The sequence below is a fragment of the Mesorhizobium salmacidum (SeqCode) genome (assembly GCF_037179605.1).
Classification (GTDB): Bacteria; Pseudomonadota; Alphaproteobacteria; order Rhizobiales; family Rhizobiaceae; genus Mesorhizobium; species Mesorhizobium salmacidum.
Genome location: NZ_JAPYKS010000021.1, coordinates 74,062 through 94,102 on the forward strand (window position 1 = coordinate 74,062; position 20,041 = coordinate 94,102).

Genomic DNA, 20,041 nt, shown 5'->3' on the forward strand with positions numbered 1-20,041 from the left:
CACCCCGACCTCAGTTCGCGAGCTTCGTGGCGGAGAATTCGATGCGCCGATTGAGTGCCTTGTTCTTTGGCGTATCGTTGGCCGCAACCGGCCGCTCCTCGCCATAGCCGGTGGCACTGATCTGGCGGCGCTGCACGCCATCGGCGACCAAAGCATCGGCAACCGCCTGGGCGCGCCGTTCGGAGAGCGCTTTGTTTGCCTCTGGCGAACCATCCGCGTCAGTGTAGCCCGCGACTTCCACATTCAGGGTCGGGCATTTGCCGACGACACCCTCAACCTCGGCGAGCAACGGACGGCTCTTGGCATCGAGTCTGGCGCTGGCTGGACGGAAATAGATGGCTCCGGTGCGCGATAACACTGCAAACCGGTTGAGGCACTCCTCGTCGCTGAAGTTGGCTTTCGCGGCGTCGGTGGCCACCGGACCGACTTCGGTGCCGCTGGCCGCGACTGTCTGCCCAGCGGCCGGCTTGCTGCCCTCAGCAACAAAGACGAAGTCGAAGGACACCGAGGCAGTGGGCACTATGTTCGTCACATTGGCGGCCTGCTGCAGCTTGTCGACGTTCGGCAGCAGGCCAAAGTCCTCCACATGCACCGCAACGGGAGCCTCGGAAGCAACCGAGACCTGGGTGTCACTGATCATGGTGACAACGACGCTCGCCTCCAGGTCCTTATCGACTCCGTGTAGACTGAGCCGGAACGGCAAAGTTGCCTTGATCCGGCGTTTGGCCGGCAAGTCGGCAAATGCAGCCGGGTCCACCTTTGCCCTCAGTTCGGCCGTCGGGTACTTGAATGTTTCGAAGAACAGGAATCGCATGCGCACGTTGCGGAGGTCGACGCCCGTGTCGACGGAATTGAGATTGAAGCTGATCTTGGCATCACCGGCGGAATTCAGCGAGCCGGTGATATTCCTGATCTTGTTGGTCTCGACGATCGTGTTCTTCTTGACCGACTGATAGGTAAGCACCGAAGCGTCCGGATCGAGCGTCCAGTTCGGCGCGGCACTCGCTGTCCGCGGTCCAAGGACCAGCAATTCCAATATGGCTACGATGATCAGGCCAGCACGCCGCGCTTTTGCTCGCGCTTGCCAGAATGCAATGACTTCGAACATGGAACGCCCCCGCCAGGCAACCCGATCCCGCTAACGGCACGCCGCAACCATAGAGCACTTGTTCCTGCTTGGCGAGCAGTTCCAGCGCGTTGTGGCCTACGATAGCCGTGCACCGCGTCGTGCGCTGTAGAGGCGCTATCCCCCCCAGCCACCGCCACCACCACCACCACTACCGCCACTACCGCCAGCGCCACCGCCGCCCAAGGGCGCAATGACTGGGGTGGTCTGGGTCTTGACCGGCATAAGCAGTTTCTTGGCGGTCACATTTTTCTGCTTGACCACCTTTGGTGCGGTCGTCGTGCGAACCGAGTTCGTACGATGTTTCGTCGTCGTCGGTTCGAGCGGGGGTGCAATGGTCGTGCACCCTGCCACCGTGAGGGATAGGACCGTTGCGACGATTACCTGTTCTAATGCCCAGCCCATCTGTTGCCTCCATGTTGTCAGAACACGTCCCGGCGCGGATTGGCTTGCTCCCAGACCGCCCTGGCCGTCCTGACCAGTTGATCGTCCAACGAACCGTTCGCCGAAATCTTCGATTTCAGGTCCCCACGCATTTGCTTCAGAGCCGCCGTCTTCGCCCTGGAGCCAAATTTCGACAGCGCATTCCTGGCATCGGGAATTTCGTTGCGAAGATCGAGCGCGGCCGCGAAAGCAAGGTAGCGCACCGCCAAGGCCTGGTTCGCCTGTTCACCCCTTTGCATCTCCAGAGCTGCGCGATCATACGCAGCCGACTGGTCGCCGCGCGCCGTCGCCAGCTCGAACAACCTTTGCGCTTCTGCAAGATCCTGCTGCACGCCGACACCGTCCCTGTACATGCGCGCTAGGCTGCCGGGAGCGTAGGGCTGGCCAAGATCCATCGATTTCTGAAAAAGCGAGAGCGCTGTCTTGGGGTCCTTCTCGACACCCGTGCCGGCGAGGTAATTGCGGCCGAGCAGGTTCATCGAATACATGTCCTGCCGCTCGACGCCAGCCTTGAGGAAAGCCACGGCGCGAGCTGCATCGGCAGGCACGCCATTACGGCCTTCGGTGAAGATGGCGGCGAGATCGTTCATGGCATAAGTGTGCCCCATCGCCGCCGCCTTGAGCAGCAGGTCCAGCCCTTTGGCGGTATCACGCTCGACGCCATAGCCGTTGAACAAAGCGCGACCCCACGAGGTCATGCCATAGGGGTCGCCCTTGTCGGACGCTGCAGCATAAAAGGTATTGGCCTGCTTGCGATTGACGGGCATTCCCGTTCCCGTCGCGTTGAGGTAGCCAAGCTCGAACACTGCGCGCACATGCCCCTTATCGGCAGCCTCCTGGATCGCCTTCAAGGCCTCATTGACCTTCCCGGCGGCAAGCAGTGCCCGGCCGAGTTGGTAGTGGAAGCGGGCGACGTCCGGATAGGCTTTTACAGCCGCCCGGCAGACGTCCACGGCGTTGCTGCTGATCTCATTCGGCAGCAGGCCGGGGACGACGCCCTGCAGGTCAAGAGGCTCACCGGCCTCCCTGTCGCAGGGGTCGACGGTTGGCGACAGCTTCATCGTCGCCGGCTTTGACGACGTGTTGTCGGCCCTGACTTCGAAGCCGACGATCAGTGGCTGGACGGCGCCGATCTGGGGTTCGTAGCGCAAGTGGTCGACTTCATTGGCCATCAGGCTTGAATCCGGTGACAAGGTCCGATCCGGCAGCGACAGCGTTCCCGTTGCCGGATAGCCTGCAAGTTTCAGGCTGACCGCCGGATCCGTAGTTGGGAAATCGAGCTGCAACGGAACCGGGCCGACGCCTACCGGAATCTGGACCTCATGGTTTTCGATTGCTTCGGCGGCGCCCGCAATATGAATACCGCGTTCCACTGCTTGCTGCTTCTGCTGGGACTCGAGCGAGGCTATAAGTTGCTTGCCCTCGGCACCCTCACCATTCTTGACCCGGAACACCAGGATGCCCCGGGATTCACCTCCCCAATTGTCGTGCGTTGAATAGGCCAGCATGTCGACTTGTTCCTGGGCCCCGGCACCTTTGGGGACGTCCATTCGCAATCGCGGGAGATCCTTGCCGGCAATCGGCTCCCCCGCCGCAACCGCCTTGCCATCCAAGATCAGACGCCCTAGCACCGGCTGCCTGTCGATGCTGACGGTGACCGCACCGCCATCGACATCGACCGGCTCCGGCAGGTCGAGCGCGACAGGCCCGACGCCGGACGGTACGACCTTTTCCAACACGGGCGGCAGTGCAGGCCGGTTGGCGCGACGCATGAGGACGACCTCGTCGATCAGCGACGAGTTTTCCCAAGGCACCTGCTTTCCGGCCGTAGCCTCCACCACATCCCGGCGGACGGCCGCCATGACCGAGCGTATCTCCTGGTTCGGCGCCAGCGCGCGGCGGGAAAAGGCGGAGGAAAATGGACTGAGGTCGCCACTTCCGTCATAAGCGACAGCACCGGGCTCGGTGGCGAAGGCTATAAGCGTGTTCAGCGAACTTTTAACCTGCGCAAGGCCGGTGTTGCCAGCGACGATGAGCTGGTCTCGCAACCAATAGTCTTTGCGCGGAAACGGATTGTTGCGGCAGGCGTCGAGGATGATCACCTCGATCTTCGATTTCGTCCTCAACTGCTGCAGCACATCATCGAGCTTGACGGCCTGAACCTCAATGTCGGCCGCGTTCTTGAGCGATGCATCGACGGGGATCAGGAAATTTTCACCGCCGATCTGAAAGCCGTGGCCGGAATAATACACGATCGCCAGATCGGCACCGTCCGCCGCCGCGAGGTAGTTGCGGAACTGTTTTTCGAATTCGATCTTGGTGAGATCCTTGGCGACGAACACGTCGAATCCAGCCAGCCGAAAGGTGCTCGACACGTCCTCGGCATCCTTGTCCGGATTCTTGAGGGCGGGAATTTCGCGGTATTCGGAATTGCCGATGACAAGGGCCACCCTTCGATCGGCACAAGCTTGGAACGCCGTGAAGCTCGCGAGCATCAGGGCCGCAATGAACGCAAAACATCGCAGCATGGCGCATCCTTAACTGCTCATGACCTGGGGTGCACAAGACACGGCTTGCGACACCTGGTCTGTTAAAGACTTCACAATCTGCCGAGACGGCAAGGTCGCACCCGCGATCGATGGCAGATGCTGTTCCCACAACTGCTAAAATAACCCAGTGGCGTGGGGACCGCAATAAGCTGGGTGAAGGCGACCGAGCCTGCGGTGGTATCGGGGCCCTGCAGGGCTGGTTGCAGATGGCTAGCACGACAAAGGGCGGGGGGCCAATGACATCATCTCGCCTCGGCGTTGCTTCGCGGCCGGTGCCCTCCCCCTTGGGAGCCGTTTAGGCCCGGCCTGTCGCACCTCGCGTCCGGGGTCCGATCTCCCGCACGAGCCTCGCAACGCAGTGGCGATGCACTCCCTCCCGCAATGTCATGGCACCCGAACTATTGGGTCGGTCGTAAGCGCTTGGCGGCACCTCCGATTGCGTTGCGGAAGGCGGCATCGAAATTTACACCGCCGACCTCCCACTTGGTATCTTCTGGACTAAATGGCAGGCTCCAAACCGCATGCCAGCCCGGCTCCTTGGTTTCCCAATCGAGATGACCGACCAAGATCGCGTCAGCGCCCAACCTGGATTTCAGGCTGGCCAGCGTCTCAAGAGGGAGTGCATCAAGGTTTTCCTGCGCCAGCGCCGAGAGATCGGCCTCGTTCGCGAATATGATCGGTATCGCGAAGCGCGCCGAAGCATCTTCAAAGCTTGCGCGCAGGTCCGATCCGTGGACGCCATCGGCGGCCAGTACATAGCTGCGCGCCATGTCGGTCACTTCGACGACGAGCGCCAGCTTTGGGCGCGCTCCTAGCCATGGCTTCTCGCCCAGCACCGCCATCGCATGGTCCATCCGCTTCCGGTCAAACTGGAATGTGAGATCAAAAGGGCGATCGCGCGTGCCCTGCTCATCGTGAATTGGAGTGCCGAACATGCGATCATGGTAGGTGTAGGACCAAACCATGCCAGGCGCTCCGGTCGCCAGCGAAGCGAAGGCCGGGTTTTGCGCGATGTCGGGATTTCCGGTCAGCTTTTGCGCTGCCAGTTCGAAACCCTCTGGAATGGAGGGGACGCGCGTTTCCTCCCGATCTCCGGTGACAATGACGCTTGAGCGATAAAGCACATCGTCATTTGCATGTGCCGTGACCGCAAATGCAAACCACGCCAGCAATGTCAGCAGAGCCTTCTTCATTGACCCTCCCTGCCCTCTTGAGTAACTGTTTAGGAGGTTACATACTGGCGGTGATGGAATCAACCGAATTTGTCCGGACCTATGTCTCGCCGCTCGGACCCATGCGCATGCTGGGTGGCGCGCCCGCACTTGATCTTGCCAACACATTGCACTGGCGCGACGGAGATGAGATCGATTTCATTCCAAGCTACCAAGACCTGCTGGTCTTTTGCATTCCGGCCCTGTTGCTGTCGGAAAATGAAGGGCGGGTCCTCAAGCGTCTCGCCCTAAATCACCAACGCGTCGCCTGCGATGTGCATCTTGAGGTGCTAAAGCTACGCGCGGCCCTCAAATCGTGGCTCAATGTGACGGCGCAAAACCTTGGCCGTGGTCTCGCGCCGAAACGCAACGCCTTGCGCGACATCCATAAAGCGATAGCGCAGGCGGGAGGCTCGGCTGGCCTTGGCCAAATCCTGAACGTCACATCCGCGTCGACAAACCAAGCGATTTACCTGCCCCTGCGCCGATCAGCTGCAGCCGCAGCCATGCTGGTGCTGTTCCCGTCAGGAAACGACATCCGGCAATGTGAGGCTGACAAATGCGGCGGCTTCTTCATCAACGATAGCCGATCAAAACCGAGACGCTGGTGCTCGATGGACAGTTGCGGCAACCGCGCCAAGGCAGCGCGCTATCGCCTGGCACATCGCAAGTAGCGTGGGCTACGCGGAAAAGAGTGCCCGCCGGCGGCCCGCAGCCAGTCCGCCCAAGAGCTGCTTCAAGCTCATCTGGGCATCCAGGGGCACTGTATCGTTTGCGTCGAGGGTACAGATTGTTGGAGGTGGTTCCGACTGTCTCTATCGGCCGACGCATGTGCGCTGTAGCGGGGTGATGTCAGCGTTGGTAAAGCTGGGGACTTGGAACGTATGCCATCTACTGTATCGCGGTCTGGGCGCTCCGAGGAAGCGACGATTAGGATCGGCGCACTCGCTCCTTTAACTCGGCCCGGCTGGGTTCAGGCAGGCAGACACTTGCTTGCCGGCCTTGAGCTTGCCGCCAGCGAAATCAACGGCGCCGGCGGCGTCGCCGGCAAACCGCTTGAGCTTGTTGTCCGAGACACGGCCGCTGATCCGAAGAAGGCTGTCGCGGCGGTGGATGAACTGGCTCGCTTGGGCGTGGTTGCGCTAGCGGGAGAGTATCACAGTGTCGTTGCTCGCGCTGCGGCTACCAGGGCCGACGAGCTTGGCGTCCCGTTTCTCTGCTCGTCGGCGGTACTCGACAGGCTTACGGAACAATCGACGAAATGGGTCGCGCGCCTTGCACCGCCGCAGTCCCGCGGATGGCAAATATATGCAGACTTCCTCTCGCGCGCCGGCCATCATCGGATCGCAGTTGCGTCGCAGCAAAGTGTCTACTGGGCGTCTGGCGCTCACATTCTGCGGGATCACGTTCACTCACGAGGCGGGTCCTTATCGGAAATCAGCATGAGCTCACTCGACCCCTCATCTTTGTGCGATAAACTCGTCGACCATCGTGCAACAGTGCTTCTTCTTCTGGTAGGTGATCCGGAGCCAGCAATCTCAATCGTCAAGTCAGTTCGCAACGACAGGCGCCTCGCCACGATCAAGATCGGCGCTCCAGCCGGACAACCAGAATTCGCTGAATGGGCCACATTGCTAGGTGAGGATAGCGCTGCGATCCCGTTCCTGCGCTACCGACCCGAGCACCTCAACGCGCTAGGTTCATACGTCCAAAGGGCTCTCCGCGAGAAGTTGGGAGAGGCACCCTCCTTCGTTGCCTTGGAAGGCTACGACACGATCGCCGTCCTTGCCGATGCAATGCGGTCCCACGGAATTGAGCGGAACAGCATAGCCGAGTCATGGCCGCGCTTAAGAGTTGAAGGCACCCGCGGCAAAATCCAGTTCTTCCGCACACCAGGCGCAGCTGTTTGGCAATGGACTGCTGCGCCAATTCAAATCGTCGAGAGAACCCCAGGCAACCCAGCGCAGTTCCGGATCCTTCACGCCCCTTGAGCGGCCCCGGACGTTGACTTGGGTCGGCGATCGGGGTGGGTCGGTAGGATGCCCTAAGGATACGACCTTACACTCCTCCTGAAAACCTGACGCCAGCTGGTGCCTGTCACTCAAGCATGGCGAAAGACCCGCCACAGTTGACGTCGTGACAGGTGTTGGTGCTTCAGGGCGACCTGATTGTACACCACCATCTGTGGATGGCTGACATGTCGTCATTTCGCGTTTCTGGTCTCGCGGATCCTGGCGTAATGGCGCGACGCCTTGGCGCGGTTGCCGCAGTCTCCCATGGAACACCAACGCCGGTTTTGCGCCCGGCTCTCATCGACGAACAGCCAGCCGCAGCCTCGATCGTCCCCACATTGCTTGACCCGCCCTGCCCGGGGGCCGGTCATGAGTTCAGCCGCGGAGATCGCGATCGGTGTGCAAAAATCGAGTTCATCTGGATGCGAGCCGTGCCAGCCGAATTTGCCGGCTCGCCATTCCAGCAAAGCGGCTGGCCTGTGATGCAGAAATCGATTGAACGCCTCGACGTGGTCGGCAGCGGGAGTGACATTTCTGATCTGTGCCACCAGGATTTCGTAGATCGTCTCGCGCAGCGCTATGGCGCTTCCATATGCGGTTTGGGCCCGTTGGAGGTCCCCTCCCCTTTCCGGCGTGACTTCAGCAGGATCGTTGGAAATGCGCACGCCGTTCTCATCAAGCCAATCCAGGAGTGCCGCGGGCGTAGGAAGCCGCTCCTCGGCGGCTTGCCGCAGGCGCCAGGCAACCGTGTTGACAAAGCGGATCGCCAGATCCTCCTTCGCGACAGCGGCCGGCTGTCGCTTTTTCAGGATCTGCGGGGAACCCAAGCGCGGTCTCCGAATTCTAACCTCATAAGAGGTTTTACGCCGATGAAGCTCCCCAGCGCAAGTTTTCTCCTGATCGCTGCCTTCGGCGCCATCTACCTCATCTGGGGCTCGACCTATCTGGCTTTGGCGCTGGCGCTGCAATCACTGCCGCCATTTCTGCTGATGGCAGCACGCTGCATGGTGGGCGGCCTAATCCTTTTCGTCGTTGCCGCGGCGTCGGGTGCGAAGCCCCCGTCTAGGAAGTCCCTGCTTTACGGCATCGTGTGCGGATTGCTGTTCTTCGTCGGGTGCCACGGCATCCTTGCCAACGTTCAGCAGCGTGTTCCAACGGGGCTGGCCGCAGTCATGCTCGCGACCATCCCGTTGTGGATTGCGGCCCTTCAGACAGGCCTCGGACGTCCCAGTCGGCCAAGCCCCTTGGCACTGAGCTTTCTTGCCCCCGGTGTCGTTGGAGTTGCGCTGATAGCCTGGGAAGAAGGTGCTGGCGGAATCGGTGCGGTGCACCTGATCGACATTTTCTTGCTGCTTGGTGCGTCCCTGTCCTGGAGCATAGGAACGGTCGTCTCCGAACAGTCCCCAACGTCCAGCAGCCCACTGGTGATGTCCGTTATCGAATTGTGGGCCGGCGCTGCTGCACTGGCGGTTGTCGGTGCGGCCAACGGCGAAGTGAGCCTTGTTCACCCCTACTCGATCACGGGGTGGTCGATCGCTGGATGGGCATACCTCACCGTCGCCGGAACGGTGATTGCCTTTGCGGCTTACATCTGGCTCTTGCGCAAAGTCACGCCAACCCTGGTAGCGACTTACACCTTCGTCAACCCCATCATCGCTGTGTTGCTCGGCTGGGCCTTTCTCGGCGAGGTCCCGTCAATGTGGATGGCTACTGGGGCGCTCCTCGTGATCCTTTCTGTTAGCGGCCTGCTTTTCACCGGCTCCGCTCGACCATCCAGGAGATCAAACAAGGCCCGGGCAGAACTCGCGGTCGACTAACAGAATGTTCCGATCGAGACTCGGGCATCGCGACACCCCTTTCGGGCGATGCTGGGCTGCTTGGGCCGAGATCGGCAACGCCGTCCAGACGGCTGTAGATGAAGCCAATGATGCGGACAGCAGCAACTTGTCCGAGGCTGTCGCCGCGACTCCACGTGTGAGGAGGCACAAGGCGAACGAATCGCCAGATCCTTTATTCCCATGGGGCGGTCATCGCCTGGGCGCGGCGCCGGCCTATGACACGGCGCGGCTGACGCTCATCACACCGATCGTGTCGAATCCAAGCTAACGGAATCCGGATGGACGTACGTGTTCACAAACCGCGATGTCGAGACGGCCGCCGCCATCGCAAGCTACGTGTCTCGCAAGCTGGCAAAACGCGCGGCAGTGATCGTCGCCACCGATACCGTCTATGGCAGGAGCATGAGCCACCAGTTCGCGACCGAATTCGTGAAAGCCGGCGGGGTGGTGAGCGCGTTCCACAGCGTCGATGAAGGCCACAGGGAATTCCCCGACCTGGTGGCCGGATTTCCATCGCAGGCATCTGATCTTCTATGGCGGCATTTATGAAGGCGCTCCGCTCCTGCGTGCCATGGACGCCGCCGGCGACAAGCGGCTTCTGGCCATCGGCGACGTCTGCTGGGACGTTGCCAATTTCCTTCGCCCAGCAGGCGGCGCGGCAGAGCAGGGGGAACGCGTCCTTGTTCTTTCCGGCTGGCCGGAGAAAGGCCACGTCGCCGGCGCGTTCGCACGGATTATGCGCAACGCTTCGGACCAGAACTATGCCGCGAACTCATACGACGCGACCAAAACCGTGTCAGCCGCCATTCACGCGCTGGCCGCCGACGGTCGTCTCTCAAGAGCAAACGTCGCTGACGCGATCAGAAGCCAGCGCCGGCAGGGCATCGCGTATCCAGAACCAATTGAGTGGGACCAGCGCGGCGGCAATCTGGCAGCCGTCACGGCGCTTCATGTCGTCAAAGGAAAGACGGTTCAGACAGGTCGCTGTCATGCGCAAGAGATTGCGCTGCTCGTCGTAGACGCAGGGCTGCTCCTGATCAACGTGCTTGGCCGCCTTGGCAACGGCGTGAGGTGACTGACACCCCTTTGCCTGCATGCATAGATATCTCGGCCGGCCCCAAACGGCTTCCTGGATCGAATGACGGCCGTCTCCCTCCCCGGCGTGGGCGACAGCGGTGGCAACATCCCCGGCCTGTACTTTACTGCCGTAAATTTGCGCAAAAATATGTATTGAAACAGCGCGTTAGCTTTCTTGGGCAGGCGTTTTTGCGCCGTGTTGACCCGAACGGGGCGTTAACCTTCTCTTAACCCAAAACTCCTTGCCCGGGCTGGCGAATCGGAGCTTAATGGCGGTTGTTGGTCCGTTTCCCAGCAAAAAGCGCCAATTCAGGTTTCCGGAAGTATGAATATCGCAATGCGGCTGCCCAGCTTCGAGTTTGACGAGAAGATCCTCGAACACGGGGCGGAGATATCGCGTCGGCTCAATCAGCTTCGCATGGAGAAGTTTCCCCCCAACGCGACGAAGACCCTGCGGACGTTCTCCATGGCCGAGGTTGCGCATTACCTCGGTGTTTCGCAAAACAATCTGAAACGGCTCCATCTCGAAGGCAAGGGCCCCCTGCCCGAACAAGCGCAGTCGGGTCGACGCTCCTATACGGCTGGTCAGATGCTGGAGCTTCGCCACTTTCTCGACCAGCATGGCAGGACGGAGGTCAAGAAATACGTCCCTCATCGCAAGCCCGCCGACAAGCTGCAGGTCATCGCGGTTGTCAATTTCAAGGGAGGCAGCGGCAAAACCACGACCGCGGCTCACCTCGCCCAGCACTTGGCGCTTACCGGCCATCGCGTCCTTGCCATCGATCTCGATCCGCAGGCATCTTTGTCTGCACTCCACGGCTTCCAGCCGGAACTCGACCAGAACCTCTCGCTCTATGAAGCAATCCGCTACGATGCGGAGCGCAGGTCCATCGCCGACGTCATTGTCCCCACGAATTTCCCGGGCCTCGACATTGTTCCTGCAAATCTCGAGCTCCAGGAATATGAATACGACACGCCATTGGCGATGCAGGACAAATCATCCAATGCCGGCCGCCAGTTCTTCTTGCGTATTGCCAAGGCCCTGAGCGACGTCGACGACCGCTATGACGTGGTGGTCGTCGACTGTCCCCCGCAGCTCGGCTATCTGACCTTGACCGCCATGTCGGCGGCGACATCGGTGCTGATTACTGTTCACCCGCAAATGCTCGATCTCATGTCCATGAGCCAGTTTCTGCTGATGCTGGGCGGCATCCTGAAAACGATCAAGGGAGCCGGAGCGGAGATCCAACTCGACTGGTTCCGATATCTGATCACCCGTTACGAGCCCACCGACATCCCTCAGGCCCAGATGGTGGGGTTCATGCAATCGATGCTCGCCGGCCAGATCCTTGAGCATCCGATGCTGAAGTCGACCGCCATATCGGATGCCGGACTGACCAAGCAGACACTCTACGAGGTCGAGAAATCGTCTTTCACGCGCACGACCTACGATCGGGCGATGGAATCACTCGATGCGGTCAATTCCGAAATCGTGTCTCTCGTCCATCGCGCGTGGGGCAGGGGGTGATGGCATTGAGTTTTACTGCAGTAAAAACGCATGTTTTCGTCCACAAAATCAGGCCGGTAGCTGATTTGGGGGAGGGCTGAATGGCACGCAAGGACATATTCGATAGCGTGATGGGCTCCGCTGCCGTGGAGCAAACGAGAGACGTGTCGAGCTACGCCGTTCGCGGCGCGTCGCGATCCATCATGCAGTCCTTCGAAGAGCTGTCGAAAAGCTCGGTTGTCGATCTGGACCCCGAGCTCGTCGACACCTCGTTCGTGTCGGACCGCATTGGCGATGACGAGCAGGAATTCTCCGAACTGATGCGCGCGATCCAGGAGCGCGGACAGGATTCCCCCATCCTGGTCAGGCCGCATCCATCCTCCCCCGGGCGCTACCAGACGGTGTTTGGGCACCGGCGCGTAAAGGTTGCACGTGCGTTGCGGCGGCCGGTGCGAGCCGTCGTCAAGCAACTGGACGACCGCGACCACGTCGTCGCCCAGGGCCAGGAGAATGCCGCCCGCGCCAACCTATCCTTTATCGAGCGGACGCTGTTTGCTGAGCGCCTTCTCAAGCAGGGCTATGCGGCCGACATCGTGAAATCGGCCTTGGCGCTTGACGATACGACATTGTCAAAGATGCGGTCGGTCTCCAGCAACGTCTCCGAATCCATCATAATGGCGATCGGCGCGGCCAAGGGGATCGGCCGTGACCGCTGGTGGCAATTGGCCAAGCTCATGGCGCATCCGGCCAATGCCGCCACAGCCGACGAGCATGTCCAGTCCAGCCAATTCCAACACGCCGGCAGCGACGCGCGTTTCCAGGCGCTTTATGAGCTGCTGGCGGCAAGCGGCAAGGGTGCGAAATCAGCGCCGTCGCGGCCGCGCGAAAGGGCCTGGGCTGCAAAAGACAATTCCGTAAAGGCAAGGATTGCCGATACCGGGAAGGTGTTCACGCTGGCTTTGAAATCCAAGGAGGCTTCGGCTTTCGGTGCTTTTATTGCCGGCAGGCTCGAGGAGCTGTTCGAGGCGTTCCGAGAGTCTGAAACGAGGAAGACAACAGGAGACTAATCCGCAAAAGAAAAAGGCCCCCGAACGTCACCGTCACGGAAGCCCTTCTCAGGTCTGTAGCAAGCCGAGAATCGCAAATCCGCGAATCACTGTCAAGTGTTATTGGGCGTCGTTTGGCGAGCAGATTTCTTTTGCCTGACTAGAGGCAGAGGGAAAATGGTTACGCATATCTCTACGACGCCCTTTGGGCGGCGGCCGATGACGGTTGCGCAAATGGCAAGCCAGGCAGGTGCAAAGGCGATCGACCGAACGACGGCTGTGCCCAAATGGCAGGCCTTTCGAGACATCACAGAGGCCAGGGACGCCATTGGCGCGACCGATCGTTCGCTGGCGATACTCAATGCGCTCTTGTCGTTTCACCGCGACGACGAGCTGTCGGGGGAGGGGGGGCTGGTCGTATTCCCCTCCAACGAGCAACTGATCCGGCGCGCCAATGGCATGTCCTCGGCGACGCTCAGGCGCCATCTATCGGTCCTCGTGACATGCGGCCTGGTGATCCGCCGCGACAGCCCGAACGGCAAGCGCTTTGCCCGCAAGGGGGAGGGCGGGGAGATCGAGCAGGCCTATGGCTTCGACCTGGCGCCGATCGTGGCGCGCGCTGACGAATTCAAACAACTGGCCGCCGCCGTTCAAGCCGAGCGGAAGGCCTACAGGCTGGTCAAGGAGCGTCTGACCATCTGCCGGCGCGACATCGTCAAGATGATCGACGCAGGGCTCAATGAGGAGGTCCCGGGCGATTGGCGCCGGTTTCAGACGCGATATGAGGCGGCCGTCGGTCGGTTGCCTCGGACAGCCTCGCGCCAGTTGCTGGAGGCGGTGGCCGATGAGTTGGAGAACATCTGGGCCGAAGTGCATCAGCTGTTGGAAACATTCGTCAAATCACAAGATTTGAACGCCAATGAGTCCCATTCTGAGCGCCACATACAGAATTCAAATCCAGACTCTCATTCTACCGATGAAACTGAACCCGGCTTAGGACTGCAGAAAGAAGCGAGCAGCAGCGCCGAGCGAGATGACAATGTGCGCAGCCTGCCCAAACGGGACTTGCCCCTGGGGATGGTGCTGGACGCCTGCCCGGAAATCCTGAACATGGCCCGCGGCGCCCAGATTCGAACCTGGCGTGACTTTGTCGCGGCGGCCGAACTGGCCCGGCCGCATATGGGGGTCAGCCCCAGCGCATGGCAGGAAGCGGTCCAGGTGATGGGGCCTGAAAAGGCTGCCATTACGATAGCCGCAATGCTGCAGCGAACCGATCAGATCAACAGTCAGGGCGGCTATCTCAGGAACCTGACGGATCGGGCTCGCAACGGTCAGTTTTCGGTGTGGCCGATGGTCATGGCGCTGCTGCGCGCAAGGCTTGATGCCAAGGCCAGCCAGAACGCCGGAAAATCGCTCGGGAAAGAAACCGCGCGAAGGGATGAATTGACCGGCAGCTCCAAGTCTGCCGAAATCAGCGAGGCTCTGCGGCTCAGCATGAAGCGGAAGGGCTGGGATTGATCGATCAGCGCGCTTCTTGTTCTGCGCCTCATGTGAGGCTATATAATGTCTCATCTGGAATGGAGATTGCCATGCTAGCCCTTGCAAATGTCGCTGATGTGCTTGGTCTGCCGATTAGGGGGACGGCGGCGCTGTCTCCTTTTGGCCTAATCTCACGCATTGAAGAGGGCTTGCCCTTCGCCACCCTTGAACGTGTGTCTCAGTTCGTCTCGCCAAACGACTCGCAGTTCAAGTACCGCCTTGTTCCCAAGGCGACCTATGACCGCCGCAAGAAGGGCCAATTGCGCCTGTCCTCGGAGGAGGGAACGCGGGTCGCACGGGTCGCACGGGTGTGGAATCTGGCACTCGAAGTCTGGCAAAGGGAAGACGAGGCGCGAGATTTCCTGTTTCGCAGCCACGCCATGCTGGAGGACAAGCGTCCAATCGACGTGGTCATCCAGAACGAGTTCGGTGCCGAGATGGTCCTCGACATACTCGCGAGCCTGAAATACGGCAGCGCTGCGTGACGGCACAGGTTCTTGACCGCACGCTGTCGGCTTTTCGCGTTGGCGATCCTGAAGGTGCCTACCCCATCTTCGACGCGACGGGTTCGACCATAGCGCCAGGGCGCTGGAATACATCGGGCAGCCCGGTCATCTACTCGAGCGAGCACTATTCGACCGCCGTCCTGGAAAAGCTGGTGCACGGCAGCGGCCGCCTGCCACCCAATCAGCATTACGTCGGAATCACCATCCCCCACGGAACCACCTATGAAGTCTTCTCAGCGCCCGCGCTGCCCGGTTGGGACGCGATGCCGGCCACGGTTAGCAAGGAATTCGGCGAACGATGGTGCTTGGAAAAGCGCAGTGCCATTCTGCTGGTGCCGAGCGTGGTTGCACGCCTCGATCATAACGTGCTCATAAATCCCGCTCATCGGGAATTTCCTTCGATCCAGGCCAGCCTGCATCAGCCGGTGTACTGGGATCGGCGTCTTTTCGGGTCTTAGCAAGGCGAGGGCTTTTACGTGTAGATTCAAATTGGAACAGCAGGCTCCGCTGCGTTCCCCCACACAATGACCTCCCCTCGCCGGGTCAATCTCACCAAAACGGATGGACTTGGAGATTGCCGGAGGCGCGGTTTGTTAGAACGTCGTTGCCCTCAGCCATGGCTGACCGAGACGTCGGCCGCTACCGCACCCATTTCCGATCATTGAAACTGATCACGCGAACGGCTGAGCGGCCCCGTCGGGAATTCTCTCTTGCGGGGGAGGGGAGGGGACTTTCAACGCTACAGCCCGCTTGCCTTGGTTAGGTTGACGCGAAACCGATCGCGCCGGCGCTGGTATTTGCGGGTCATCTCGGCCGAGGCGTGGCCAAGTTGCTTTTGCACGTAGCGCTCGTCAACCTCGGCCGAGGAGGCGAGGCCGGCGCGCAATGAATGCCCGGCGAATTTCAGGCCGCGTTCGCCTTCCGACAGATCGCCGCGGACGCCGGCGGCGAGGGCGGTACGCTTGACCAAGCGCGCGACCTCTTGGTCATTCAACCGATCGGCGCCGACGGCTTTGCCTCGCCCGGAAACGCGGCGGAACAGCGGCCCATGGGCGATGCGTGCCAGCTTGAGCCACGTCTGCAGGGCCACGACCGGGCAGGTTGCCTCGGAGGAGCCGCGGCCGATCTCGACTTCGCGCCAGCCGGTTTTGCCGCGCAGCGTCAACAGAATGCCCTTGTCGGAAAAGAATTCCACCCAGCCGCGGGCGTCCTCGGTCTGGTCGCGCGAAACGTCAAGGCCGACGATTTCCGAGCGGCGCAGCCCGCCGGCAAAACCGAGCAGCAAGATCGTGCGGTCGCGCAATCCCCGCAGCGTGCCGCGATCGAGTGTTTCCAGCATGGCGATCAGATTCTCGGGGAGGATCGCTTCCTTCTGCCGGGGAGGGGAGGCATGGGTGTTGCGGATGCCTGCGAGCACGGTAGCAATATGCCGATCCTTTCGGTCCAGCGGTTGGCCGCGCTGGGTGAAATTCCAAGCCAGCGAGGACAGACGCCGTTCGATCGTGCTGACTGAGTTCGGCGTCTTGTCGCCCGACACTGCCCCTGAAGCACAAGCGGTGATGTAGAGGCCAACAGTCTGCGGGTCGGGCAGCACCTCGAGATTTTGCCGGCGGCACCAGGCGCCAAAATGCTTCCAGTCGGAGGCGTAGGCACGCCGCGTGTTGGCAGAGCTTGCCGCCTCGACGTAGTCGCGGGCGCGGTCGGCGAGCCGCTCCAGATGCGCCGGCAGGCGTGGAGCCGTGTCAGCCACCGGCAGGGCAGGGGAGGGGAGTTCATGCGATGCCTCATCGTCGGAGCGGCCCATCGCCATGACCAGGTCGACAATATCGGGAAGATCGTCGTCTCCGGAAGCCGCAGATGAGGTTCGACCGTTCCCCGCCATCCTCATGCCGCCTGAATATCGGTCTGGGAGAAATCCTTGCCGATGAAAAGCAGTGGCTCGTCTGCACGCTTTGCCAAAGCGTAAGAGAAGCAATCAGCAAAATTCAGTGCCGCGGGATGTCGGCCCTTGCCGTAGGACAGCCAAGCTTGCGTTGCCAGATCAACCAACTCGGACTCGACTGGAATGATGTCGGCCTCGATCTTGCGGAGCCACAGATCGATCTCGGCCAACGCGTGCTCGCCGCGCCGGCTCACCAAAACCATGCATGCCTCGAGCACGCATGTTGCCGGGACCAAGCGGATCTGGTCGGAAACCAGCGCTCTTTCCAGCTTTGCTGCCTCAGGCTCACTGCCAAGGATCGCGACGATAGCGGAGGTATCGATCACCATCAGTTCGGAATTCCTTGGTCGTCATAGCCGATGATCTCCTCGTCGCTCCGCCTGTCCAGTTCAGGCAAACGCGCTACTCTTTCTCGGATGGCGTGCAATTCTGCGAGCAGACGCTCCTGGCCGGCTTCACCGAAGCCCAAGCGATGCAGGCGTTCGCTCAAGGCCTGATGAATGGCGGCTGTCTTAGTGATACCTTGGCGGCGCGCGAGTTCGTCGGCAAGAGCGACGGTGGCTGGGTTCTTGATGTTGAGGGACACGAGAAGCTCCTGAAATCTACCTTTTCACTTGTTTCTACCTTAAGTTTCCGGCCTACGCAAATACGAATGATAATGCAACATTATCATTCGTTTTGTCTCTCCGACAAGCTGTGCGTTTTAGGCTGAAATCGATAGCGCAAAGCGCACGGCCGCTTTACCCTCAAAGATCATGATTCGCCTCGATCCCCTCGCCGCCAGTCCATTGGCCGCCAGCCCCGCCACGCCGCCGAACGTTCCGGCCTGGGCGCTCGCAAGCGCCGGTGCGCCGAACGATGCCGACGCCGCCTTCCAGGCCGGCGCCGCCCTGGGCGCCCTCGACGTGCTCGCCCGGACGCAGCCTGCCTGGACCGGCGCCTGGCGCCAGCGACTGGCGCTCAAATGCGCCGCCGCCAGCATGCGGCTCGCCGGCCGCGCCGAGGACGAGGCCGCCTTGCGCGACGCCTGGCAGCTTTGCCCGGTCGGCGCCGACCCCGGTCCCGCCGGCGCCATTTTTGCCGCCTGGCGGCAACTGGCGCTGCAGCCGCCACCCGCCACCGCCGATCGGCTTGAAAAGATCGTGGAGATGCTGGGGCTCGCCTGGGACGGCGCGGCGCTCGCCGACCTCTGCACGGAGATTGAAAAGCTGGCGGGCTCGCAGCGGCCGGCGCCGTTCGTCGCCGCGGCGATCGCTGCCCGCGTCGTCGCCATGCGCCCCGATGCCGAGCTTTTGGCCTGGTGGCTGGCCGACCTGGCGCTGGCGCAAAGCCTGCGCTGGCTGCGGCCGCTGCCGCTGCTGATGGCGCAGGCTTTTGGCTCTGCTTTCCGCACAGAAGCCGGCGGCAGGCGCATCCGACCCGGCGAAAAAGGGTTTGAGCGGGCGGTGTGCCTGGCGCTGGTTCAAGCGGCGGCGGAGGCCTGCCGGCTGGCGGCCGAGCTATCGCGGCGCGCCGAAAAACTCCTGGCGGTGGCGCCGAAACTGCGCGCCAAGGGCGCCGGCGACGTGATTTTTTTGCTGCTCAGCGAAGACGCCGTCTCCGGCTCGCTGACGACGAAAAACCTGTCGCGTTTTGCGACGCGGCGGCTGTTCGAGCGGCTGCAACACCTCGACGCCGTGCGCGAGCTGTCGGGGCGGTCATCGTTCCGGCTATTTGGGCTTTAGCGATGAGCCAATCGTCCGCCCGCCGCAAGCCAAACGATCAGCCCGCGTTGCTGGACACGGAGCTCGAGCACCTGCCGCCGGAACTGCGCTGGCGCGAGTGGATGGGTCGCGTCGAAGCAGTGATCTTTTCCGCCAGCGAACCGGTGACACGTAGTGTCCTCGCGCGGGTGGTGGGAAAGAACTGCAATATCGAGCTGATCATCGACGACATTCGCGCCGAGCTCGCCGGTCGCCCCTACGAGCTGGTCGCGGTCGCCGGCGGCTGGCAGCATCGGACCAAAAAGGTCTTTGGGGATGTCATCCGCAGTGCATTTGGCTCGGCCGGGCAGGAGGCGAAGGAATTATCGCAGGCGGAGGCTCTCGTGCTGATGTGCATTGCCTATTTCCAGCCGATCACGCGTGGCGAGCTGTCGTCCTTCTTCGGCAAGGAGGTGTCGCGTGACCTGATCGGCGTGCTGCGGGGGCAGGAGCTGATCGCCTCGGGGCCGCGCAGCCCCACTCAAGGCGCGCCCTACACCTATGTGACGACGAAAACCTTTCTGTCGCAGTTCGGGCTCGACACGCTGCGCCAGCTGCCGGATTTCGAGGCGCTCGAGGACGCCGGGTTGTTGTCGAAGGACAAGCTGCTGGCCGGCGACATCATGCCCGAGTTCTCCGATCGGGATGAGGGATAGGTTAGGCAAGAAAGGCGGTGAGGACCTTCTGAACGTGCTTGGCCTTGGAACTGTTGCAGCGCGCTTTCGAGAAGCCATCTTCGACGTGCGGAGTGAGATTTGCGGGTTTCCGAACCCGCTTTGTTGCGTCGTCGCCGTCGGTCAATTGGCGACCCAAAGGCTCTTGAGCTCGTGACCAACGGCCCACCGGCAGCAGTCTGGGCTTCATTGCATTTGGACTCATACGGGTTCCCGAACATCTGGAATTCGTTGTCGACGACGGCGCCGAACAGGAAGCACTCGTCCTTGTACTGACCGCGCTCCGCGCTCGCCATCCAGCACGATATTCGTTGGCAGCCGTGAAGCCGCCCGCCTGCGCCCGCTGGTATTCGTCGCTGCTGCGGAAGCCGCCCGACATTGCCGCATCATGGTCGCGCCGGGTATTGAAAACCATGCTCTTCGCCTGAGCGAATGCGCGTGCGGATGTGAAGCCGCCGGACCTTGCATCGTTGTAGCTCTGCGCGTCCGTAAAGCCGAGATCCCTGGCGGCGTTTCGCTCCTGGCACAAGCCGCTGGCGGCCGAGGCGGCCGGGCCGAAGGTCGAGAGCTTTGTCATCGAAAGCGAGACCATTCGTGCCTCAATGGCCGTGGACCATCGAACTTGATGCGTTGCGCTCCAGCATTCACGCGCCGGCCGCACGACCTCTATCTGGTCGCTGCGACCTTCTCCACCTCAGCGGCCACGGTTGGCGCGACATGGCGAAGGCCGAGTGGGAGCGCTTCTTGGTCACAGTCACCCGGGTGAGACACACGCAGGCCAGGTCTGGATGGCAGCTTTGCGGCGCCCGCCCGCCATCTCGGATTAAA

The 20,041-nt window shown here is 61.4% G+C and carries 20 protein-coding genes; 12 read left to right on the forward strand and 8 right to left on the reverse strand.

What is annotated here, in order from left to right; all coding sequences use genetic code 11:
- Positions 1-10: 10 nt before the first annotated feature.
- The 3 genes from O7A60_RS24905 to O7A60_RS24915 form a co-directional block, all read right to left on the reverse strand.
- Positions 11-1,108, reverse strand: coding sequence for an OmpA family protein (locus O7A60_RS24905; protein ID WP_337108429.1), 1,098 nt, complete (start codon positions 1,106-1,108; stop codon positions 11-13).
- 440 nt (positions 1,109-1,548) lie between these two features.
- Positions 1,549-4,020, reverse strand: a complete 2,472-nt coding sequence (locus O7A60_RS24910; RefSeq protein ID WP_337108430.1) for a caspase family protein — start codon at positions 4,018-4,020, stop codon at positions 1,549-1,551.
- Between the two features lie 497 nt (positions 4,021-4,517).
- Entirely contained in the window at positions 4,518-5,312 is a 795-nt protein-coding gene (locus O7A60_RS24915; protein ID WP_051442660.1) for a DUF2066 domain-containing protein, read from the reverse strand.
- Positions 5,313-5,365: 53 nt separating this feature from the next.
- Here O7A60_RS24915 and O7A60_RS24920 point away from each other — a divergent pair, with 53 nt between their 5' ends.
- On the forward strand, positions 5,366-6,004 hold the full coding sequence (locus O7A60_RS24920) for a CGNR zinc finger domain-containing protein (protein WP_337108431.1): 639 nt from the start codon (positions 5,366-5,368) through the stop codon (positions 6,002-6,004).
- 210 nt (positions 6,005-6,214) lie between these two features.
- Entirely contained in the window at positions 6,215-7,321 is a 1,107-nt protein-coding gene (locus O7A60_RS24925) for an ABC transporter substrate-binding protein (protein ID WP_337108461.1), read from the forward strand.
- A 212-nt stretch (positions 7,322-7,533) separates the two neighbouring features.
- Here O7A60_RS24925 and O7A60_RS24930 read toward each other — a convergent pair whose 3' ends face one another.
- The gene (locus O7A60_RS24930; RefSeq protein WP_337108432.1) at positions 7,534-8,169 is read right to left on the reverse strand and encodes a CGNR zinc finger domain-containing protein; all 636 of its coding nucleotides are present in this window, start codon (positions 8,167-8,169) and stop codon (positions 7,534-7,536) included.
- Positions 8,170-8,211: 42 nt separating this feature from the next.
- On the opposite strand from O7A60_RS24930, the gene O7A60_RS24935 reads away from it, so the two are divergent.
- From O7A60_RS24935 to O7A60_RS24970, 8 genes are all read left to right on the forward strand, one after another.
- Positions 8,212-9,159, forward strand: coding sequence for an EamA family transporter (locus O7A60_RS24935; protein ID WP_337108433.1), 948 nt, complete (start codon positions 8,212-8,214; stop codon positions 9,157-9,159).
- 309 nt (positions 9,160-9,468) lie between these two features.
- The gene (locus O7A60_RS24940; protein ID WP_337108434.1) at positions 9,469-9,729 is read left to right on the forward strand and encodes a type 1 periplasmic-binding domain-containing protein; all 261 of its coding nucleotides are present in this window, start codon (positions 9,469-9,471) and stop codon (positions 9,727-9,729) included.
- A gap of 22 nt (positions 9,730-9,751) precedes the next feature.
- Positions 9,752-10,255, forward strand: a complete 504-nt coding sequence (locus O7A60_RS24945) for a type 1 periplasmic-binding domain-containing protein (RefSeq protein ID WP_337108435.1) — start codon at positions 9,752-9,754, stop codon at positions 10,253-10,255.
- Between the two features lie 327 nt (positions 10,256-10,582).
- Positions 10,583-11,785: a plasmid partitioning protein RepA gene (repA, locus tag O7A60_RS24950; protein ID WP_027143750.1), complete on the forward strand. Its 1,203-nt coding sequence runs from the start codon at positions 10,583-10,585 to the stop codon at positions 11,783-11,785.
- Between the two features lie 80 nt (positions 11,786-11,865).
- On the forward strand, positions 11,866-12,831 hold the full coding sequence (gene repB, locus O7A60_RS24955; protein ID WP_337108436.1) for a plasmid partitioning protein RepB: 966 nt from the start codon (positions 11,866-11,868) through the stop codon (positions 12,829-12,831).
- A 156-nt stretch (positions 12,832-12,987) separates the two neighbouring features.
- Positions 12,988-14,328 carry a plasmid replication protein RepC gene (repC, locus tag O7A60_RS24960; protein WP_337108437.1) on the forward strand — a complete coding sequence of 447 codons (1,341 nt, stop codon included), beginning with the start codon at positions 12,988-12,990 and terminating at the stop codon, positions 14,326-14,328.
- A 71-nt stretch (positions 14,329-14,399) separates the two neighbouring features.
- Positions 14,400-14,834 (forward strand): antitoxin Xre-like helix-turn-helix domain-containing protein, encoded by a 435-nt coding sequence (locus tag O7A60_RS24965; RefSeq protein ID WP_027143753.1) that lies wholly within the window; start codon positions 14,400-14,402, stop codon positions 14,832-14,834.
- Entirely contained in the window at positions 14,831-15,313 is a 483-nt protein-coding gene (locus O7A60_RS24970) for an RES family NAD+ phosphorylase (RefSeq protein ID WP_337108438.1), read from the forward strand. The genes O7A60_RS24965 and O7A60_RS24970 overlap by 4 nt, the downstream gene beginning before the upstream one ends.
- Positions 15,314-15,594: 281 nt before the next feature.
- Here O7A60_RS24970 and O7A60_RS24975 read toward each other — a convergent pair whose 3' ends face one another.
- From O7A60_RS24975 to O7A60_RS24985, 3 genes are read right to left on the reverse strand one after another with little or no spacing between them, the layout of a single operon-like run.
- Positions 15,595-16,737: a site-specific integrase gene (locus tag O7A60_RS24975; protein ID WP_337108439.1), complete on the reverse strand. Its 1,143-nt coding sequence runs from the start codon at positions 16,735-16,737 to the stop codon at positions 15,595-15,597.
- 2 nt (positions 16,738-16,739) lie between these two features.
- Positions 16,740-17,126, reverse strand: a complete 387-nt coding sequence (locus tag O7A60_RS24980; protein WP_337108440.1) for a type II toxin-antitoxin system VapC family toxin — start codon at positions 17,124-17,126, stop codon at positions 16,740-16,742.
- Positions 17,126-17,383, reverse strand: coding sequence for a type II toxin-antitoxin system VapB family antitoxin (locus O7A60_RS24985; protein ID WP_027143757.1), 258 nt, complete (start codon positions 17,381-17,383; stop codon positions 17,126-17,128). The genes O7A60_RS24980 and O7A60_RS24985 overlap by 1 nt, the downstream gene beginning before the upstream one ends.
- Before the next feature lie 169 nt (positions 17,384-17,552).
- On the opposite strand from O7A60_RS24985, the gene O7A60_RS24990 reads away from it, so the two are divergent.
- Positions 17,553-18,521: a DUF1403 family protein gene (locus O7A60_RS24990; protein ID WP_337108441.1), complete on the forward strand. Its 969-nt coding sequence runs from the start codon at positions 17,553-17,555 to the stop codon at positions 18,519-18,521.
- Between the two features lie 2 nt (positions 18,522-18,523).
- Positions 18,524-19,195: an SMC-Scp complex subunit ScpB gene (gene scpB / locus O7A60_RS24995; protein ID WP_337108442.1), complete on the forward strand. Its 672-nt coding sequence runs from the start codon at positions 18,524-18,526 to the stop codon at positions 19,193-19,195.
- 1 nt (position 19,196) lies between these two features.
- Here the strand turns inward: scpB and O7A60_RS25000 are convergent, their stop codons facing one another.
- Positions 19,197-19,805, reverse strand: a complete 609-nt coding sequence (locus tag O7A60_RS25000; RefSeq protein ID WP_337108443.1) for a hypothetical protein — start codon at positions 19,803-19,805, stop codon at positions 19,197-19,199.
- Positions 19,806-20,041 lie beyond the last annotated feature (236 nt).

Bases quoted from the DNA above. Each gene is read 5' to 3' on its own strand.
- O7A60_RS24905 (WP_337108429.1), bottom strand. From the start codon at position 1,108: ATGTTCGAAGTCATTGCATTCTGGCAAGCGCGAGCAAAAGCGCGGCGT.
- O7A60_RS24915 (WP_051442660.1), bottom strand. From the start codon at position 5,312: ATGAAGAAGGCTCTGCTGACATTGCTGGCGTGGTTTGCATTTGCGGTC.
- repC (WP_337108437.1), top strand. From the start codon at position 12,988: ATGGTTACGCATATCTCTACGACGCCCTTTGGGCGGCGGCCGATGACG.
- O7A60_RS24965 (WP_027143753.1), top strand. From the start codon at position 14,400: ATGCTAGCCCTTGCAAATGTCGCTGATGTGCTTGGTCTGCCGATTAGG.
- scpB (WP_337108442.1), top strand. From the start codon at position 18,524: ATGAGCCAATCGTCCGCCCGCCGCAAGCCAAACGATCAGCCCGCGTTG.
- O7A60_RS24975 (WP_337108439.1), bottom strand. From the start codon at position 16,737: ATGGCGGGGAACGGTCGAACCTCATCTGCGGCTTCCGGAGACGACGAT.
- O7A60_RS24980 (WP_337108440.1), bottom strand. From the start codon at position 17,126: ATGGTGATCGATACCTCCGCTATCGTCGCGATCCTTGGCAGTGAGCCT.
- O7A60_RS25000 (WP_337108443.1), bottom strand. From the start codon at position 19,805: ATGGTCTCGCTTTCGATGACAAAGCTCTCGACCTTCGGCCCGGCCGCC.
- O7A60_RS24920 (WP_337108431.1), top strand. From the start codon at position 5,366: ATGGAATCAACCGAATTTGTCCGGACCTATGTCTCGCCGCTCGGACCC.
- repA (WP_027143750.1), top strand. From the start codon at position 10,583: ATGAATATCGCAATGCGGCTGCCCAGCTTCGAGTTTGACGAGAAGATC.
- repB (WP_337108436.1), top strand. From the start codon at position 11,866: ATGGCACGCAAGGACATATTCGATAGCGTGATGGGCTCCGCTGCCGTG.
- O7A60_RS24990 (WP_337108441.1), top strand. From the start codon at position 17,553: ATGATTCGCCTCGATCCCCTCGCCGCCAGTCCATTGGCCGCCAGCCCC.
- O7A60_RS24925 (WP_337108461.1), top strand. From the start codon at position 6,215: ATGCCATCTACTGTATCGCGGTCTGGGCGCTCCGAGGAAGCGACGATT.
- O7A60_RS24935 (WP_337108433.1), top strand. From the start codon at position 8,212: ATGAAGCTCCCCAGCGCAAGTTTTCTCCTGATCGCTGCCTTCGGCGCC.
- O7A60_RS24945 (WP_337108435.1), top strand. From the start codon at position 9,752: ATGGACGCCGCCGGCGACAAGCGGCTTCTGGCCATCGGCGACGTCTGC.